The organism is Herminiimonas glaciei (assembly GCF_042664955.1).
Lineage (GTDB): Bacteria > Pseudomonadota > Gammaproteobacteria > Burkholderiales > Burkholderiaceae_D > Oxalicibacterium > Oxalicibacterium glaciei.
Window position 1 is genome coordinate 2,129,079 of record NZ_JBHTBU010000001.1, and the last position, 19,238, is coordinate 2,148,316.

General features: G+C 56.5%; 16 protein-coding genes. 9 read left to right on the forward strand and 7 right to left on the reverse strand.

The window, feature by feature from the left end:
• Window positions 1-2 precede the first annotated feature (2 nt).
• Window positions 3-518 (reverse strand): MarR family winged helix-turn-helix transcriptional regulator, encoded by a 516-nt coding sequence (locus tag ACFQPC_RS09575; RefSeq protein WP_382271633.1) that lies wholly within the window; start codon window positions 516-518, stop codon window positions 3-5.
• 180 nt (window positions 519-698) lie between these two features.
• Here ACFQPC_RS09575 and ACFQPC_RS09580 point away from each other — a divergent pair, with 180 nt between their 5' ends.
• The 5 genes from ACFQPC_RS09580 to ACFQPC_RS09600 are packed head-to-tail and all read left to right on the forward strand — an operon-like array spanning window position 699 to window position 5,350.
• The gene (locus tag ACFQPC_RS09580; RefSeq protein ID WP_382271634.1) at window positions 699-1,964 is read left to right on the forward strand and encodes an amidohydrolase/deacetylase family metallohydrolase; all 1,266 of its coding nucleotides are present in this window, start codon (window positions 699-701) and stop codon (window positions 1,962-1,964) included.
• A complete protein-coding gene (hpxZ, locus tag ACFQPC_RS09585; RefSeq protein WP_382271635.1) occupies window positions 1,961-2,344 on the forward strand; it encodes an oxalurate catabolism protein HpxZ in 384 nt (127 codons plus the stop codon). The genes ACFQPC_RS09580 and hpxZ overlap by 4 nt, the downstream gene beginning before the upstream one ends.
• Window positions 2,341-3,558, forward strand: coding sequence for an amidase (locus tag ACFQPC_RS09590; RefSeq protein ID WP_382271636.1), 1,218 nt, complete (start codon window positions 2,341-2,343; stop codon window positions 3,556-3,558). Before hpxZ ends, ACFQPC_RS09590 begins: the two co-directional genes overlap by 4 nt.
• A gap of 19 nt (window positions 3,559-3,577) precedes the next feature.
• Window positions 3,578-4,711 carry an oxamate carbamoyltransferase subunit AllG family protein gene (locus tag ACFQPC_RS09595; protein ID WP_382271637.1) on the forward strand — a complete coding sequence of 378 codons (1,134 nt, stop codon included), beginning with the start codon at window positions 3,578-3,580 and terminating at the stop codon, window positions 4,709-4,711.
• Between the two features lie 39 nt (window positions 4,712-4,750).
• On the forward strand, window positions 4,751-5,350 hold the full coding sequence (locus ACFQPC_RS09600; RefSeq protein ID WP_382271638.1) for a nucleotidyltransferase family protein: 600 nt from the start codon (window positions 4,751-4,753) through the stop codon (window positions 5,348-5,350).
• On the opposite strand, the gene ACFQPC_RS09605 is transcribed toward ACFQPC_RS09600, so the two are convergent.
• Complete coding sequence (locus ACFQPC_RS09605; RefSeq protein WP_382271639.1) at window positions 5,347-6,261, reverse strand: LysR family transcriptional regulator; 915 nt, start codon at window positions 6,259-6,261, stop codon at window positions 5,347-5,349. The two genes, ACFQPC_RS09600 and ACFQPC_RS09605, sit on opposite strands and share 4 nt — an antisense overlap.
• Before the next feature lie 258 nt (window positions 6,262-6,519).
• Here ACFQPC_RS09605 and ACFQPC_RS09610 point away from each other — a divergent pair, with 258 nt between their 5' ends.
• From ACFQPC_RS09610 to ACFQPC_RS09620, 3 genes are read left to right on the forward strand one after another with little or no spacing between them, the layout of a single operon-like run.
• Window positions 6,520-6,981, forward strand: coding sequence for a (2Fe-2S)-binding protein (locus ACFQPC_RS09610; RefSeq protein ID WP_012078630.1), 462 nt, complete (start codon window positions 6,520-6,522; stop codon window positions 6,979-6,981).
• Window position 6,982: 1 nt separating this feature from the next.
• On the forward strand, window positions 6,983-9,325 hold the full coding sequence (locus tag ACFQPC_RS09615) for a xanthine dehydrogenase family protein molybdopterin-binding subunit (protein WP_382271640.1): 2,343 nt from the start codon (window positions 6,983-6,985) through the stop codon (window positions 9,323-9,325).
• A gap of 12 nt (window positions 9,326-9,337) precedes the next feature.
• Window positions 9,338-10,378 (forward strand): XdhC family protein, encoded by a 1,041-nt coding sequence (locus ACFQPC_RS09620; RefSeq protein WP_382271641.1) that lies wholly within the window; start codon window positions 9,338-9,340, stop codon window positions 10,376-10,378.
• Between the two features lie 19 nt (window positions 10,379-10,397).
• Here the strand turns inward: ACFQPC_RS09620 and ACFQPC_RS09625 are convergent, their stop codons facing one another.
• The 5 genes from ACFQPC_RS09625 to ACFQPC_RS09645 form a co-directional block, all read right to left on the reverse strand.
• Window positions 10,398-11,777 carry a putative bifunctional diguanylate cyclase/phosphodiesterase gene (locus tag ACFQPC_RS09625; RefSeq protein WP_382271642.1) on the reverse strand — a complete coding sequence of 460 codons (1,380 nt, stop codon included), beginning with the start codon at window positions 11,775-11,777 and terminating at the stop codon, window positions 10,398-10,400.
• A gap of 166 nt (window positions 11,778-11,943) precedes the next feature.
• Window positions 11,944-13,647, reverse strand: a complete 1,704-nt coding sequence (locus ACFQPC_RS09630; RefSeq protein WP_382271643.1) for a ShlB/FhaC/HecB family hemolysin secretion/activation protein — start codon at window positions 13,645-13,647, stop codon at window positions 11,944-11,946.
• Window positions 13,648-13,702: 55 nt separating this feature from the next.
• The gene (locus tag ACFQPC_RS09635) at window positions 13,703-17,212 is read right to left on the reverse strand and encodes a two-partner secretion domain-containing protein (RefSeq protein ID WP_382271644.1); all 3,510 of its coding nucleotides are present in this window, start codon (window positions 17,210-17,212) and stop codon (window positions 13,703-13,705) included.
• Window positions 17,213-17,355: 143 nt separating this feature from the next.
• The gene (locus ACFQPC_RS09640) at window positions 17,356-18,000 is read right to left on the reverse strand and encodes a response regulator (protein ID WP_382271645.1); all 645 of its coding nucleotides are present in this window, start codon (window positions 17,998-18,000) and stop codon (window positions 17,356-17,358) included.
• A gap of 72 nt (window positions 18,001-18,072) precedes the next feature.
• On the reverse strand, window positions 18,073-18,879 hold the full coding sequence (locus ACFQPC_RS09645) for a ParB N-terminal domain-containing protein (protein ID WP_382271646.1): 807 nt from the start codon (window positions 18,877-18,879) through the stop codon (window positions 18,073-18,075).
• Window positions 18,880-19,026: 147 nt separating this feature from the next.
• Between ACFQPC_RS09645 and ACFQPC_RS09650 the strand changes: the two genes are divergently transcribed.
• Window positions 19,027-19,170 (forward strand): hypothetical protein, encoded by a 144-nt coding sequence (locus tag ACFQPC_RS09650; RefSeq protein WP_382271647.1) that lies wholly within the window; start codon window positions 19,027-19,029, stop codon window positions 19,168-19,170.
• The last annotated feature ends 68 nt before the right edge of the window (window positions 19,171-19,238 follow it).

A 19,238-nucleotide genomic window follows, 5' to 3' on the forward strand; every position in this document is an offset into this window, starting at 1 on the left:
TGTTAGCGCGCTTTGAGTAAAGGCACTCTGTCTGTAGCTTCGCTTTCCACCAGTCGTACCATCAACAGAATGAATAGCTTGCGCTCTTCCGGTGTGAGGCTTTCGATTGTGCGATCGTGCGCATTTTGCACTGAAGGACGCATCTTCTTTACCAATGCCCGCCCCTTGCGCGATAACTTGACGTACTTGACGCGCTTATCGTGCTCGGACTGGCTGCGCACGATCAGCTCACGCTGCTCCAGTCGCGGCAATACTTCCGCCACACTGGTGCGTTCCAGGCCGATATGGTGCGCCAGCGAGTTCTGGTCCAGCTCGCCGTACTCTTCCAGCGCCGTCAGCAGGCTGTACTGCACCGGCGTGATGTTGTGTTCCAGTGTTTCTTCCATGAACAGGGCACTGTGGATTTGATGCAAGCGACGAATCAGGAATCCCGGCCGTGTAAACAACAGGGAGCGTGCTTGTACTGACTCCATTTCGCTCATCAGGGAGGGCAAGGCTGCTTCTTCAATCTTGTTCATGGATAATTTATATATAAGGGAACTGGATGGAATCCGATGTGCCGCAAACCAGAAGTATATGTGAATCTGCAACAAAACCGGCAATAAAAATAGTTTATAAATGTGGTGCACCACATTTATTTAAACTTGGCATAGAATATGCGGTGCACCACATATTATCCCAACCATGAAGGACTTGCCATGAATCATATAATTCTCAAAGGCGGCCGTGTAATTGATCCAGCAGCCAATCGCGATGGTGTCTTCGATGTATTGATCAAGGACAATGTCATTGCTGCGATAGACCGCGACATCGCGGCACCGGACAGCAAGACAACAATTGTTGACTGTCGCGACAAGCTGGTCTTGCCCGGCCTGATCGACACGCATGGGCATGTGTACCAGGGTGTCACCGGTCGCTTCGGCCTCAATGCCGACATGTGCGGCGTGTATTCAGGCGTAACCACTTTGGTCGACCAGGGTGGTGCCAGCTGCATCACCCTGCCCGGCTTCCGCCAGTATGTGATCGAACCGTCGAAGACGCGGGTCGTCTCATATATGTCGGCCTATCTGGTCGGCGGCCTGGAAGGACATTTCTATCCTGAGCTATATCGTCCGGATTGCCTCGACGTGGAAGCAACGGTTACCGCCGCCAAAAAGAACAGCGATATCGTGCGTGGCCTGAAAGCACATGCGGAGATCGGTGGCTTTTCACGCTGGGGCGTGGATGTCATGCGCATCGCCTCGCAAATCGGACGCGAAGCGGCCCTCCCTGTTTATATCCACTTCGGTCAATTGTGGCCCAAGCCGGAAGACGGTGGCGCGCCGGTCAATCCGGACAGCATTTTCAACCAGGTCGTCGATATGTTGAAACCGGGCGACGTCCTGGCCCATCCTTTCAGCCGCCATCCGGGTGGCTTCGTTGAAGTGAATGGTTCCATCCATCCGATGGTCAAGGAAGCGATTGCGCGCGGACTGAAGATAGACGTCGGCCATGGTTCACACTTCAGTTTCAAAACCGCGCGCATCGTGCTGGATGCCGGTGTCGTGCCGGATACCCTGGGTGCCGATATGCATGGCTATAACACCATCGTCCCGCCACCAGCCGGCACGCCATCCTGGCACCCGGATGAAAGCGTCCATATCTTCAAGGGCAATGAACGCTTCAGCCTGGTATCTGCGATGACCAGCATGCTGGCGCTTGGCATCCCACTCAATCACGTAGTTGCCATGGTGACCAGCAATGCCGCCAAACTGGCCCGCATGGAAGATGAGATCGGCACCCTCAAGGTGGGTGGTGTCGCCGATGTCAGCGTACTGGATGACCTGCGTGGGCGTTGGGTAATGCATGACAATGAAGGTACGCAAGTCATTACCGATCGCATGCTGCATCCTGCGTTCTGCTACCGCAATGGCCAGCGCTACGATGCCACTGCCACCATCCTCCCTGTTGCAAAGGCCGCATGATGAAAATCAACCAGCCACTTACCCTGCAAGAAGTCGAACAAGTGTTCGACGCCTACGAAAAAGCATTGGTCGGCAATGACGTGGTCAAGCTTGATGAGTTGTTCTGGGATGATGCCGCAACCTTGCGTTACGGTGCGACGGAAAACCTGGTTGGCTATGAAGAGATACGTGCCTTCCGCCTGCAACGACCGTCCGCCAACCTGGCGCGCACCGTGACCAGTCGGCACATCACGACCTTTGGTGACAATTTTGCGGTGGCCAACATTACCTTCACCAAAGAAGGTGTGACCCGCATCGGACGACAAACCCAGACCTGGGTCAAATTCCCGGATGGCTGGCATGTCGTCGCCGCGCACGTCAGTTGGATGGATGCCAAATGAATAATCCACATAGTTCATACAACAGCGAGCTGCAACCCGGTACCGGCGGTGCCTTCCTGGCCGAAGCCTTCGGCCTGCCCTTGCAGGCGCATCTGCCGCTCGGCAATAAACTGGAAGGCGTGCGCTTCGCCGTCAAGGACGTGTTCGACATCGCCGGCACGCGTACCGGTGCCGGCAATCCGGTCTGGCTCTCCGGCAACTCGGCAGCGAGCAAGCATGCGGCGGCGGTTGAGCGCTTGTTGTCAGACGGTGCCAGATTCGTCGGCAAGACACTGACCGATGAACTCACATACAGCCTGGCAGGTATCAATGCGCACTATGGCGTACCGCGCAATCCTGCCAGCCCGGATCGCCTGCCCGGCGGCTCTTCGTCCGGTTCGGTCGCTGCAGTCGCGGCTGGCCTCGCCGATATTGCACTGGGTACCGACTGCGGTGGCTCGGTGCGCTTGCCGGCCAGCTACTGTGGTGTATGGGGCATGCGCCCTACACATGGCCGCCTGTCCGGACACGGTTGCCTCACACTCGCACACAGCTTTGATACGGTAGGCTGGTTTGCCGATACGCTGGAGCACCTTGAGCAAACCTTTTGTGCACTGGCCCATGCTGAAACCACCAGCATGCCGGCGACGTTCCTGACGCTCAATGATGCCGGCATCAACGGTTTGCTGGATCCCGCAGTATGCAATGCATTCAGCAGGCTGAAAAGCGCACAAAGCGATTTTCTTGCAGTAGACAGTGAACTCGACCTGGCATCCTGGGCGGCCGCCTTCCGCGTCCTGCAGGCATCCGAAGCGTGGATGGAACATGGGCTGTGGGTGACGCAGCATGCGGATGAACTGGGTGTCGATATCCGCCAGCGTTTCAATATCGCCGCCGGTGTCACCGCAACCCAGGTCCGCGCCGCGCAGGAAGTCCGCATCGCCGCCATCCGTGAACTCAATCGCATCCTGGACAGCCAGCACAAGGTCATCGTGCTGCCTACCGTACCGACACCCGCCCCCTTGCTCAGCGCTGACGGTGCCACGGTCGACGACGTGCGCATGCGTTCGCAACACTTGTTGTGTATTGCCGGGCTGGCTGGTTTGCCGCAACTCAGCATGCCATGGATACAAGTCAATGGCGCACCAGTCGGCCTCTCCATCATCGGCGGCCGCGGCTGCGATGAAATCGTGCTGCATGCGGCACACAAGCTGCAAGCGCGCATTACGAATTAAACCCTGACGGAGACGCAATATGAATCCCAATAAATTCGATGAAGAGATCGCATTGATTGCCAGCCGTTTCGACGACATATTCTGGACGGATATTCAATTGCGCTCCGCAGTTTTACCCGCTTTGCCTGCCACCGCCATGCTGCATGCGGGGCCGCCGCTGACAGGTGTAATCCCTGCGGCGATCAGGCAAGCCGCGCTGGAAGCGATCCTGTTTGAAGGATGGGCGGAGAACCACGAGGCCGCGGCACAATTGCTTGCGCAGGGAAAAGTCACCTTGCTGCCGGCGCAAGACCATGGTGTCGTCACACCACTGGCGCAAGTTGTATCGGCATCCATGCCATTATTCGTCGTCACGCGGCAAGGTACAACGCGCTATGCGCCGATGGTAGAAGGCACACCGCCTGCGCTGCGCTTTGGCAAACCGGGAACCGCTTCACGCACGCAATTACAGTTGCTCGCGCAATTTGGCCAGCATGTGCTGCAGCCCATACTGGCACGCCGGCCCGTTGCGCTATCCAGGTCGATTCATCACGCGCTGGCCGGCGGCGAGGAATGCCATGCATTAACAGCACGCGCCAACGTCGCCCTTGTGAAGCAGCTGGATGGACTCAAGCCGCAAGACCGGCAGGTGATCCTTTCCAATCCGGGTTTCGTATTACCACTGTTGATGGCAGTGTGTGCCGTGCGTCTCGAACAAAGCGGGCATATCGTCGCTGCCGGTGGCAACGGACTAGTGTTTGGTTATCGTTTGCGCGAATCGAATGAGTGGCAGGCTATCCCGGCCACACCGCCACAAGGTACCCGTTTCAGCGGACATGAAAACACGATCGCACTGGGTGCGATAGGCGATAGCGCCGTCATCGATTTCTGCGGCCTCGGCGCCCAAGCACTCGCGTTTGTACCAACGCTGGCAAACGACTGGAAAGAATTCCTGCCGCTCGACCTGCATGTACATCGCACACAATTATTGAATGAACACAGCGGCATGGTCGACCTGAAAAATATCCTGAGCCGTGATTGTGCACCGATGGTCAATCTCGCGATCCTCGACAAGACAGCGGAGGCAGGCCTGATCGGACGCGGCGTATTCACGGTGCCGACGCAATTGTTTGCGGACCCGCAGGAGCAACTTAAGGATGTCCTGATCAGTTAGCGTTTAGAATCGACTATCATCTTCGCCATGAACCCAGCCATGCAGTCACATGACCATGAACAGATAGTCGGCATTTTGCTGGCAGCCGGTAAAGGGCTGCGCTTCGACCCGTCCGGTGCGCAAAACAAATTGCTGCAAACCACCATCGACGGCGACACCGTTGTGATCGCCGCCGCCACTGCCTTGCTCGCCGTATTGCCACAAGTCACGGCGGTAGTGCGCAATGCAGAAGATGCCGTAGCGAGTGAGTTGACGCAGCTCGGATGCAAGGTAGTCGTTTGTCCTGATGCTGAACAGGGCATGGGTGCCTCGCTGGTTTGCGCACTGGAACAAAACCAGCAAGCCACCGGCTGGATCATCGCCCTGGGTGATATGCCACGCGTGCAAACCAGCACGATAGCGGCACTGGCGAACGAACTAAGGAATGGAGCCGGCATCGTCGCACCGTTTTACCAGGGCGAACGCGGCAATCCGGTCGGCTTTGGCAAGCAGCACCTGCCCGCACTATTGATGCTGGGCGGCGACCAGGGCGCACGCTCCTTGCTGAAAAATCATCCGGTCACCAAAGTCGCGGTCGACGATCGCGGCATCCATTACGATATCGACACCGTGGCAGACCTGCAATCCCGGGCAGATTAAACTGTCTTTTCAAAAGTTGCCGGATCCGACAATATCTCGACGATACGATCAAACACCAACCTGATGCGCGCCGGCACCGGTCCACGCTGCGGACGATAGACATACAAATCCCAGGGCTCCGGCTGGTATTCATCCAGCACCGTCACCAATTGACCGGAACGTATATACGGCTCGGCCTGATGACTCGATAGCTGGCCGTAGCCGACGCCGGCTAGTACGGCATTGCATTCCACCTCAGGATCGTCAGTGACAAAAGTCGATGCGGTAGGTGTCAGCAAATGATTCTCGGCAAAATACCAGGGCCAGATCCGCCCGGTATTACCGTCCATCAGCGCCGTCGTTGGCAGTTTCGATAAATCCTGTGGCGTCTTCGGCTTGCCTCGGGCGGCGACCAGTTCCGGCGTACCAACTATATGGAAAGAGATTTTTGCCACCGAGCGCGCAACAAAGCCGCTATCGCGTAGCTGCCCTATCCGCACCCCGATATCTATTTTCTTATCGACGACGTCTGCCACCAGGTTGGTCACACCCAGCTCCAGCCTTAAACCGGGATGACGGTTAATCAAAGGCAGCAAAGACTGTAATAGATGATGACGCCCGATGATGCTGGGAGTGGTAATCCGCACCAGGCCGGCCAGATCCTTGTCCGATTGTTTATCGCTGTGATGAAACAGACCGTCAACCCCTGTCACCATTTCACGCGCGTGTTCGGCCAGATGGGTACCAAACTCGGTGATCTGGATGCCACGCGTATTGCGGTGGAACAGCAATTCGCCTACCGCCTCTTCCAGTTCCTTGACGGCACGGGTGATGGCCTGCGGCGATGTGCCCAGGCGGGCGGCGGCCTCCTTGAAGCTGTTTGAGTCTGCGGCGGCACAAAAAAGGCGCAGCATCTCCAGGCGGTTCAGCACGTTTTGTCCCCTTTTCTATCCGTTATACGCCAAACAGATAGCGCACATGCGAATTCCAGATTTTGGAATTCTCAAATCTTAACATTTTCATTTATTGCGCGTGCGGGACTGCAGATACTACAACTCGTTATCACCACTCGTTTCACAAATGTTTGCGAGACGAGCATGGATGTTTGTGAAATGATTTTCATTACCAACTTCGCTCAAAACAGGCAACTTGGTCAACCGTATTCCATCCCACCTCACTCCAAAAAAATCATGGCGACTCTCACTATCAACGGCAAACAACATCAAATGGACCTGTCTGACGACACTCCCTTGCTGTGGGCATTACGTGACCACCTGGGTATGACGGGAACGAAATTCGGTTGTGGCATGGCTTTATGCGGTGCCTGTACCGTCCATCTGAACGGCCAGGCTATCCGATCCTGCATCACACCGGTTTCGGCGGCAGTCGGGCAAAACATTACGACCATCGAAGCAATGTCGGAAGACAGTGTAGGCAAGCGTGTACAACAGGCGTGGACCGAACTCGGTGTGCCGCAATGCGGTTACTGCCAGTCCGGACAAATCATGTCCGCCACCGCCCTGCTGAAAACCACGCCGCATCCGACCGATGCCGAGATTGAATCGGCGATGAGCGGCAATATTTGCCGCTGCGGCACCTACACACGCATACGCGCTGCGATCAAGCAAGCTTCCGCGAAGAAGGGACAATAATATGAGCACAGTATTCGATAATGAAAATGGCAATGGCGCACCGGCGCTGCCCGCTTTGCCATCCATGACACGCCGCACCTGGCTCAAGGGCGCAGGCGCCCTCACCGGTCTCGCACTCACGGTCGGTGCCGCCGGCATCGTACGTGCCGCCACCAGTGATGAAATCAAAAAATACGGTGGCGACGGTATGCCGGGTGGCCTGGTCGATGACACCCTGGTGTTCGTCTCGATCGCTGCCGATGGCATCGTCACCATCGTCGCCCATCGTTCCGAAATGGGACAAGGCGTGCGTACCAGCCTGCCTATGGTGGTAGCTGACGAACTCGAAGCAGACTGGAGCAAGGTGCGCGTAGCCCAGGCCCTCGGCATGCAGGAAAAGTACGGCAACCAGAATACCGATGGTTCGCGCAGCATGCGCCACTCATTCGAACCCATGCGCCGCGTCGGTGCGGCGGCACGCCAGATGCTGGAACTGGCGGCGGCACAACAATGGAATGTAAAGCCGACGGAAGTGCAGGCGAAGAACCACGAAGTCATCCACACCAAAACCGGCCGCCGCCTCGGCTATGGTGCATTGGCCGAAGCTGCCGCAAAAATCACACCGCCTGCGGCCAAGGACTTGCGCCTGAAAAAACCGGCCGAATTCCGCTACATAGGCAAGGAAAGCACACGCGGCATCGACCTCAAGAATATCGTCACCGGCAATACCCAGTACGGCATAGATACCCGCCTGCCCGGCATGCTGTATGCAGTCGTCGCGCGTCCTATGGTGATGGGTGGCAAAGTGCGCAGCTTTGATGCGTCGGACGCATTGAAAGTGCCTGGTGTCATTCAAGTCGTGGAGCTAAAGAGCAGCCCCGCACCGGCCGGCTTCAATCCACTCGGAGGTATCGCCGTCATCGCCAAAAATACCTGGGCCGCGATCAAGGGACGTGAAGCACTCAAGATCACCTGGGATGATGGCAAGCATGCCAGCTATAACTCGGTCGAATATAAAAAGACTTTGCAGGATGCAGCACGCAAACCGGCCAAGGCCGTACGCAACAATGGCGATACGATGAGCGTGTTGTCCAAGTCTACGCGTCGGATGGAGGCTGAGTATTACCTGCCGCATATCGCCCACGCGACAATGGAGCCACCGGCCGCCACAGCACATATCGTAGATGGTAAATGCGAAGTCTGGGCTTGCGTCCAGGCGCCGCAGGCAGCGCGTGAAATCGTCGCCACCCATCTCAAACTCAAACCGGAAGATGTCACAGTGCATGTCACGCTATTGGGCGGCGGCTTCGGTCGCAAGTCCAAACCCGACTTCGCGGCAGAAGCAGCCTTGCTGTCACAAGCGATGAAAGGGGTGCCGGTCAAAGTGACCTGGACGCGTGAAGATGATATTCATAATGACTATTTCCACACGGTTTCCGTCGAACGACTGGAAGTGGCGCTGGACGCTGGCGGCAAACCCACGGCCTGGCTGCATCGTACCGCTGCGCCGACCATAGCATCGATCTTCAGCGAAGGCGCCAAGGGTGAACAGCCGTTCGAACTCGGCATGTCGGCGGTCAACATCCCGTTTGTCATACCCAACTTCCGCGTGGAAGCACCGGAAGTTGAAGCACACACCCGCATCGGCTGGTTCCGTTCGGTCTCCAATATTCCACATGTGTTTGCAATCCAGTCATTCGTAGCCGAACTGGCGGCGGCAGCCAAGCGCGACCACCGGGATTATTTGCTGGACCTGATCGGACCGGCACGCAAAATCAATCCGAAAGATATGGCGGATGAATGGAATTATGGCGAATCGCCTGAACGTTATCCATTGGATACCGGCCGCATGCGCAACACCATCACGCTGGCCACCAACAAGGCCGGCTGGGGTCGCAAGCTGCCCAAGGGACATGGCCTCGGCCTCGCGGTTAGCTACAGCTTCGTCACCTATGTGGCGGTGGTCATCGAAGCGGTGATTTCGGACAAGGGTGAACTCTCGATTCCACGCGTTGATATCGCCGTCGATTGCGGCGCACAAATCAATCCGGATCGTGTCCGCTCGCAAATTGAAGGCGCCTGCATCATGGGCCTGAGCCTGGCGCTGACGGGTGAAATCACTTTCAAGGATGGTCGTGCCGAACAAGGCAATTTCCATGAGTATGAAGTCATGCGCTCGATGGATGCGCCGCGTGAGATACGCGTGCACTTTATCAAACATGATTTTGACGTACCGTTGGGTGGCGTCGGTGAACCGGCTACGCCACCGATTGCGCCCGCCTTGTGCAATGCAATCTTCGCGGCAACCGGCAAGCGCATACGCGACCTGCCACTGCGCAATCAATTGCAGGCATCTGCAAAATAGTGAGAAATCGCCATGGATAGCATCGACCTCGAAGTACTCAAAGCCGCCGATAGCTGGCTGGATGCCGGTCACGCTTGCGAGCTGGTCACTGTCGTGCAGACCTGGGGCTCCAGCCCGCGTCCGGTCGGCGCAATGATGGTACTGCGCGAAGATGGCCTGGTCATCGGCTCGGTCTCCGGCGGATGCATCGAAGACGACCTGATGGCACGTGTGCGCAATACCGGACGAAAGCAGGAAACGCCTGAATTGCTGACGTATGGCATCAGTGCGGAAGAGGCTTTTCGTTTCGGCCTGCCGTGCGGTGGCACTATCAAACTGGTAATCGAACCACTATCAGGCAAAAGCCGGATCAAGCAATTGCTGGCACATGTCATGCACCATAATCTGGTCATGCGCCAGCTGGACCTGGTCAGCGGCGCAGTCCGGCTCGCACCTGCACAGGCAGGTGCGGTGCTGGACCTCACGCTCAGTGTATTGACGACCATCCATGGTCCGCGCTGGCGCTTGCTCATCATCGGAGCCGGACAGCTATCGCAGTTCCTCGCGCAAATCGCGACCGGCCTCGATTACCAGGTGGTGGTGTGCGACCCACGCGAAGAGTATCGCCTGGCCTGGCAAGTAGCCGGCGTAGACGTCATCCATGCGATGCCGGATGACCTGGTGCTGGAAATGAAAATGGATAGCCGTACTGCAGTGGTCGCCCTCACCCATGATCCCAAGTTGGACGACCTCGCCTTAATGGAAGCCTTGAAATCCGAGGCCTTCTATGTCGGCGCGATTGGTTCGCGCATCAACAATGCGCGTCGCCGCGAACGGCTGAAAGAATTCGATCTCAGTGATGCACAGTTGCAGCGTCTGCACGGCCCGATCGGTCTGTATATAGGCAGCAAGACGCCGGCTGAAATTGCGATTTCCATCCTCGCCGAACTGACTGCAATACGCAACGGCGTCGCCCTGCCTGACAAGATGAGCGTCGCCAGCGCCAAGGATGAGATTGAGCTGCCACTGTGGTCACCAGCGGGGCGCGAGGTAGTGCCGACACAACTCAACTGAAGATTTTCTGCACGGATTATCAGGACAGGTTTTCGCTCAGTGCCGGCTTGTCGGCGGCAAGATGCGGTGGCTTGAGCGCTGCATTATGTGCCAGTACCACTACTTCAAATTCGGCATTTGGTACCGGTCGGCTCAGCAGGTAACCCTGGAATGACAGGCAGCCGAGCTCGGCCAGGAATTGCCTTTGTTCCTGCGTTTCCACGCCTTCCGCTATCACGTGCAAACCCATGCCACGCGCCAGCTCCACTACCGTACGCACAATCGCGACATCATTCGAATCGAACAGCATGTCACGCACAAAGGACTGATCGATCTTGAGCTGGTCCAGCGGCAGTTTTTTCAAGTAGTTGAGCGATGAGTAACCGGTGCCAAAATCATCCAGCGACAGGCGTATCCCTTTCGCTTTCAGGGCATTCATCTTGGCGATGATATCGTCCACATCATTGACCAGCATGCTTTCTGTCAACTCGAGTTCCAGCAAATGCGGATCTGCGCCTGACCGGTCCAGTACCGATACGACCTGGCTGACGAAATCAGCTTGTTTGAACTGCAGTGCGCTGACATTGATCGCCAGGCTTAAATGCGCCATCGCCGGATTTTTTGACCATGCGATCAATTGCGCACAAGCCATGCCGAGCACCCAATGCCCGATCGGCAGGATCAAACCGGTTTGTTCCGCCAATGGAATAAAATCAGCCGGCGACACCATGCCTTTGACCGGATGCCGCCAGCGCAACAATGCCTCCGCCCCCACAATTTTCCCGTCATTCCCGGTTTGCGGCTGGTAGTACAGCATCAATTGATTATCCCGCAGCGCCTCGCGCAAATCCGCTTCCATGGCATTGCGTTCCGACAGGTCGGCCTGCATCACCCAGAGCAGCGCCCACAACAGGCCGCTGACCAATATATTGTGCATCCACGTTCCGGCTACCCGCACATCCGCACCCAGCGCATAATCGCGCGTTGGCACCCATGCGGTGCTGGCGAAGAAAATAAAACCGAGCAAAGCCAGCAAGACCATGCCGTGCCGCAGCCATCGCTTATCACCCTTGAAGACCAGCCATGCAAACAATCCGACAACCAGGAAATAATTATGATTGGAGCGCGGCGCTTCCGGTGTCGGTACGTCAAGGAAGGCACAGAACACACACAGGATGAGATAGACCGCGCAAAACAGGATGATGGACGCTGCACGTATATGTCCGCGCAAAGTCAGCACCGCGGCAGCCACGGCAACTGTGATGGAAACCACATTGAGGGGCCAGATATCCCAGTTACCCTGCATCACAAAATACAGGCCCCACAACAAAGACACGCCGGCCAACACGATAGAACTCAGCAGCAAAGCGCGGCGCATACGGAGCGACTGCGTACTGCTGGAGTTGACCGGCATACCCATGAATAGCTTCCCCTGTCCGGGCCCGGCATTTGGTCACCGAACCTGCTTGCAGAAAAGTCTACGCTTGCACAAAGTCTGCAGCAAGGAAAACCGGATGGGAAGGGAGCGGCGTTAACATTAATTAACTGCCAGGCCGCGGCGAACGTATATGGCCGCGCCAGGGCGCTTAAAACATGAAAGCCAGCATGCCCCAGATCCGACCGGAGCGGTCGGTATCGCTGCGGGCGACCGCATTGCCGACTTTATGGGCGTACATCAGGCGCAATTCAAGTCTGTTTTGCATCGCAAAAGACAGGCCCACGCCTGCGCCGGACAAGCGGCGCTGGTTGTCACCATGGATGAATGGTCGGGCATTGGTCTCGACCATACCGCTATCGATAAAGCCGCTCAGCATCAACTGGCCCGGGAATAATTGCTGGTCCAGCGTATGACGAATTTCCGCAGTCGCCACATAACCTTTATCACCCGACGCCTCACCGCTCGGATAGGCACGCACCCCGAATGGGCCGCCGAGGGACATTTTTTCCGCTGAATCGAGATTCTTTGACGCCTGTTGTCCATTGAGCGACAACAGTAACATGGTGCTGTTACTCAGCCATTGATACTGCGCCAGCGCGTAAGTGTAGCGTTGATAAGCACCATTGGTGCGCGCTGATAAAGCATCAATATCGCGTGCCAGCGGCGTTTCGATATCGAGTCGTCCGCTTTCGGCACGCAGGCTGAAGGTAGTCGTGCCTTCGGATGAAGCGATACGATTCCGCACATCACCGCTCAAACCCAGGCCGGCAACCTGATTACTTTTACGTGTACTGCTGGCAAAGGCACCGACATTATCCTGCAAGGATTTTTGATCCAGCCCTGCTTCCAGGTTCAAATTGAAATCACGTGAGCGTCGCAACGGATAGCTGGCGGTCGCTGACCATACACCGGCACGACCGTATGCATCCAGTGCGGCGAAATTACCGCCAACCTGATAGCGCGATTCAACATAGGCCAGACCCAGGCGCAAGCCGTCACCGCCGACTGCGATGCTATAGCCCAGGCGCGCGTAATCCTGCCCGTCGGCAGTTGTAAACACACGGGCATCCAGACGATCTGCATTGCCGCTAGGATTGTTCCATTGCACGGCACCGCCGAAACGGTTACGGCCGGTATTGCGCACGCCATAGTTATCGGCTTCGAGTCTTGCCTGCCAGCCCGCAGCCGGCCCGACCTTGAGGGTAAGGTCAGTTGTGCCAGGTAACGCACCGGGTTGAAGGTTGCCGCCAGCCTGGGCCGCCTGCGTGACATCCTGTATCAGCAGGATGGCGCGCTCCAGCTTTGCATCACTGACCGTTTCACCCAACTGTTGCGGTGTCAGGTAGCGCTGCAGGATGGCATCGGAAAAACCGGACTGATTGTCCAGCCTGACCTTATCGTAATGACCTTCCAGCACGGCGATCTCCACCACACCATTCTGGATATCCTGTGCCGGAATATAAGCACGCGCCACCAGATAACCATGTTCACGATAGTAGGCCGTGATGCGTGACGCAGCCTGCTCCAGTTCACCCAGGCTGCGCTCGGCGCCGGTGACATCCTGCACCAGCGGCAACAGCAGCGCGCTATCTATGGACTGATTCCCGCTGATGCGAAACGCCTGGACCTGGAAGCGTATGCTATCAACCGTCGGCACCGGTGCCGCCGGCTCCGGTGGCAACTGGATAGTGCCCGTCGCAGGCATGGGCAAGGCCGGTGCCGATTGCTGCGATTCGCGCAAGGTGCTGCCGGCATTCGGTATCAATTGTGCGACAGCGGCGGTAGTAAAGGTGCTGCCCAGGTACAAGGCCAGGACAAGCAGGGACGGCGTAGCGCTACGGCAAGACGACATGCTGGCTTTCTTCATTTTGGGTAATACTCAGGTTGAGCTGGTGAAACCATGTATTTCATCGCTTGGAAGCGGAATTTGTGGCCGCCCTGCTATCGCCCAATAGCTCGGCAATTTTGTTCGTGAGTTGTCCGATATGCACCATGGCCTCAGCGCCGAATTTTTGCAACTCCTGACTGTTGGTAAATGTCTGCTGATTGGCCGCTGTAGCGGGGGTATTTGGCCGCGCTCCGCCAGAGCTCGGTAACACATCGCGCAGGCTAGGCCTGACGCCATTGCGTGGATTAGTCGCTGCCGCAGATTTGTCATCGGCAAGTCCTGTGGCGGCCTTGGCCACTGCGGCTATCCTTGCCGCAGATGACAAACTGCCCGCACCATTTGCAACGGCATCCGTTCCATCCTTCACCGCATCCTGCATCTTTTGCTTGGCCGCATCCACAAGTGCGCTAGCCTCCTGCGTGGCGGCTGCCACTCGCTCACCACTTGTTTGTCCTTTATCAGCGGCTGACTGCGCCGCTTTTGCGTCATTTTCAGCTTTTGCTTTCGCCATCGCTTCCTGGAATTTTTGTAGCGCTGTATCCTTGGCATTTGTATCACCGGCGCCGGCTTTTTTATCCGCCTCCAGCCTTGCCTGTGCGTTTTCTTTGGCTGCCGTTGCTGTTGCATCCAAAGGTTTATCCAGAGGCGCGACTTGGTTCAAATCCAGCTTGCTCGCAACATCACTGAGTGTATTATTGATAGCGTCAATCCTGGCCTGTACAGTAGCCGGATCTACTTTGCTATCCGCCTTCGCCTTCTTCGTAAGATCTTCGAGCAACTTAGTAAATTCGCTCATAAGTTTATTGAATGCTTCGACGGCAGCCGGAGACATTTGTGAAACATCGGTGTCACCTGCCGCAGCGTTTATCTTTGCCTTCTGCTGCGCGATAAACGCGTCATTTTCGGCATCAATCGTTGCCTTGTCCTTCACGATGGATTCGATGAGCTTGGTATCGCTCGACTTAATCAGGGAATCCATGTAATCGGCGATGTCGGCTATTTGTTTAAGAACGCCCAGTGTCGTTGCGTGTATTGCGTTGACGCTTTCGGACAAAGCAGGATTATTGGTATTGGGAGTGAGTACTCCTGTTTGTGGAATGAAGTGCCATTGGAAAACCGGGCCAGTGCCGACACTTTTCCAGACATTCGCAAAATCCCAACCGACGAAGGTTGGACGCGCACCGCCATTACCCTGCATTTCCTGGGTAGTCCGACCTTCGCCGCCGGCACTGCTTGCTTGTCCCGAGGTTTGCGTATTCCAATAGCTGGCATCAACGATGGCGAGGGCGTCGCCTGGTATCAGGACCGTATTGCTGCCGGCAAGTCCGCCGACATTGCCGCCGCTGCCGCTGACCGCACCGCTTGCATATGTATTGCTGATGCGCCCGCCATTTTGCATATTGCCTATCAGGCCGCCGATGCCATTCATGCCACTGACCGCACCGCTCGCATAAGCGTTGCTGATATGGCCACCGTCATTCAGTCCGACCAGGCCACCCACACCCTGCTGTCCATTTACATTCCCGCTCGCATACGCCTGGATGATCTGGCCGTAGTTCCAGCCGACCAGGCCGCCCACATTATTGATGCCGCTCACCGAACCGGTGGCGAAGGATTTCGTGATACTGCTGTTGTGATAATTGACGCCGACCAGGCCGCCGACGAAATCACTGCCACCGGCATTACCACTGGCATTGCCGGTGCCATGGGCATTGTAGACATGCGCATCCAGCAAGGAACCAGCCAACGGCCCGACATAACCGGCACCAACAAAGCTACCGCCTATGACACCGATATTGCTGAGGGTGCCGCCTTCCACCTGACCAAAGAGACCGACATATTGCTGCGCCAGGCGATTGATCGTCATATTCGCGACGACGTGTCCCTGCCCATCGAAATTACCTTTGAAAGAATCTACGCCATTACCAATCGGTACAAAGCCTGCGCCACTATTCCATCCTGCGGTACCGCCTGCTTCGATATCATTCATCAGCCGATAACTGCCCGCCAGCAAAGCCGCACTGCTGCCTACACCTTGCAAGCCATAGACATCGGTGATTTTGTAAGCATTTGCACTGCTGCCGTCACCACCTGCCGCACGCAGGAAGCTGCCGCTATTGATACGGAAATCCTGCGCGCTGAAGGCAGCCAGATTGCTGCTGTTTTGTATCCAGTTGCCACCATTCAGTGTGAAGGTTTTGACGTTCACCGCTGCCGGTGCGCTGATGGTATTAACCGCATTCAGTGTCAAACCGCCCTGTCCTGCATTGATCGCGGCATTCAGGTTGATATTGCGCTCTGCTTCCAGCGTCAGGGTATTCCCCGAGTTCCAGCTCACAGCATCATTGACAAAGATGTCGCCATTACCGGCATGACCATCAGTAACGGTCTTGAACGTTATATTGGTGCCGCCCAACAAGCTGCTCAGGCTAGTGGCAGCAATGTCGCCGCCGCTGTTGGCGATGACGAAGTCGTTCGGGTCTATCAGCCACATGCCGGTCTTGCCATGCGTTGCTGTTGTCGTGACTTGCACGCTGTCTGCGATCTTGACCTTGCCGCCGGACGTATCGATGAAGCCGCCATTGCCACCAGCTGTGGCGGACGCATCCAGTGTGCCGTCGACCAATGCGGTACCGCCATGCGCCATCAAGCGGATTTCACCATTTTGATTGCTGACTGTGCGTGCCTGAATGACGCCCGTGTTGTTGACCACGCCGGACAACACCGCGTCCTGCCCTTTGCTGCTCAGCAGTACCACGCCACCGTCCGCCTGGATCAGGTGATGGTTGGCGGCCAGCGCATCCACCGCGCCCTGGTCTATGCTCAAGGTCAGCAAATTATGCGCTGCCAGTGTCAGGGTCATTTCCTGACCGGCTGCCAGCGTCACATTGCCGCCATCTGCAATAAGTTTTCCTTCATTAATGACTTTCGGTGCCAGCAAGGCAATATAGCCACCGTTAGCTGTAATCTCACCCTGGTTCACTACACTGGCTCCGGCCACGCCGCCCGGTGTAAATACGTACTTGCCATTGCTGTTCATGAAGTCGCTGTCACTCAGCTTCATGGTCGTTGCGACCAGACCACCGACATTGACTTGCGCACCGTTGCCGAACAGGACGCCATTTGGATTCAGGATAAATACCTGGCCGTTGGCTGACAGGTTGCCGAGGATTTTTGACGGGTCCTGGCCCAGCACACGATTGAGTGCAATCGCATGCGCACCGGGCTGGTTGAAGCGCACGCTCTCATTCGCGCCGATATTGAAGCTGTTCCAGTTGAGCGCTAGGCGATCGCTGTTTTGCTGGATGGTGGTGGTATTGCCGCTTTGAGAAATAGTGCCGCTGCCCGCGCTCACTTCGCCACCGACCGGCGCTGCACAGGCCAGCGCTGCCGGTAGCAGGCCGGACAGGAGTGCCGCCAGGCGTCGCGCACTGCGACGCTTGTTACGCCTGCCGCCGGCAGACAGTTCGGAGACGGCGATTAATGCACCGTGGGTCCTGCTCCTGATCACGCGGTAGATATGGTTCATGCCGGCCTCGCTCGATTGCTGTAAGTGCAGGCATGATAGGAAACTTTCCCTGTATCCACATTGGACTAAAGTCTCATGCGGACCAAATGGTATTGTGAGTATTTTTGCAACAAGCAGTTGCGGATAAACGCTGCGGTAAGCAGTTAGCGCGGTTTGCCCAGCAAGCCCGCGCGCCGCGCCACCACGGTCGCCTGCGTGCGGTTGAGGACATCGAGGCCGGACAGGACGGCGCTGACATGGGCTTTCACGGTTTTTTCCGTCATGCCCAATTGTGTGGCGATTTCACCGTTACGCAAACCATCACACATCAGGCGCAATACTTCCATCTGGCGCGGCGTGAGCCGGCTCAACAGGGATGCATCATCGTTACTGCCACCATCCTGCGTATCCAGGTGGCTAAATGCAGGCGGCAGGTAGCCATGCCCCTGCATCACGCTGGTCAATGCAGCGAACAAGGTTTTGCTGTCCGCCGATTTATGAATGAAGCCATGGGCGCCACTGGCCAACGCATGCCGCACATCGTCCGGATCTTCCGAAGCCGACAGTGCGAGTATGCGCAGCCCGGGGCGCAGTTGCCGCAAGCGTTGCAGCAAAGCGCCGCCGCCGATATCGGGCAGGTAGTAATCCATCATGGCAGTGCTGATGGCTGTTTCAGTTTCCAATAACTGCAGGGCTTCATTGCCGCTGGCAACGCAATGGATGTGCAGCGTCGGATCAGCCTGCGTCAATGCCAGTGTCAGTCCCTCGCGGAACATTGCATGATCGTCGATCAACAAGACTGATGACACTGGTGCTTCTCCCCGGCTTTTAGCTGACCCGTATTATCGCTTAGTTCAAAAGAACCTCACCCGAAGGCAGCTTTACTGCGCGCCACGTGCCTCTGCAAGCGCGATAGTCAGGTGCTGCACTTTCTTTTTCAATTGATCGCGCTCTTCGTTCAGTTCGATGATCTGCAAATTCAATTTATGAATGGTGATCTGGTCCGGCGTTGCATCGGCCGGCGGCGGGACCGGCTCCGGTTTCGGCGGCAACCTGGCTTCACGTACCTGGCGCGCGACCTGACGCAATTCCTTCTTGCCGCCGGCCACTGCTTCTTTCTGCTGTTCTTCCGGCAACGATGAAATCACGGCAGCGGCATTAATCGACACCACGCCGGTCTTCACCGCATTGACCAATTCAGGAGTCGCGGTTTTCTGGATCTTTTCGATTTGTCCCAGTGTCACGCTGCTGACGCGCGCGGCGCGCGCAATCACGTCACGTGTCAGCGCCGGTTCATCTGCAGGTGGCGTGGCTGCTTCCGCATCCGTTGTTGTCGCTGCCTCTTTCGATTGCGCCACACGCGTCGATAGGATTTCCTTCTTGCGCAAAGCCAGCACACCGCGCTGGAAGTCCGATACGCTGCGCCGTCCCAGATGATTATCAATCATCCAGAGGTGGACATCATCCATCGATTTGAAGGTTGCGTTTTGGACCGTATTAAAGCTGATGCCATGCTTCTGGCAGATACCGTAGCGATTGTGACCATCGATCAACAGCTCACCCCACAGCACCAGTGCATCACGGCAACCTTCCGCTAGCAAGCTGCGTTCCAGCGCTGCATATTCGTCGCTGGTCAGTGGATCAATATAAGCCTTCAGTTCATCATTGACGGTAATGTTGGTGGTCATGGTTCTGTTAAAAATGAGTAAGGCGACAGTTTACACACAGGCATGTCCTTGTCGCAAAGTAATTCCTAGCATCTCCATACCGCGATAGTTGGCATTTCCACAATCACAGGAGTATTGTTAAGCCGGATATTGGCCAGTAGCGTGCACATGATTATCTGGTACTTCGGCAACGCGATTGGTTCTTCGGTTGGCGCATGGGCTTATGCACATGGCGGCTGGGAACTGGCGTCGCGGGTTGGACTATCGTTGCCGGTGATCGGCCTATTGTATTTCGCGACTGAAAAAAAATAGAAGCACTGACTGTGCGTCACTCTCGCGAATGTGGGTCGGGCAGCATGCGGTGCCCGACCCACATAAAC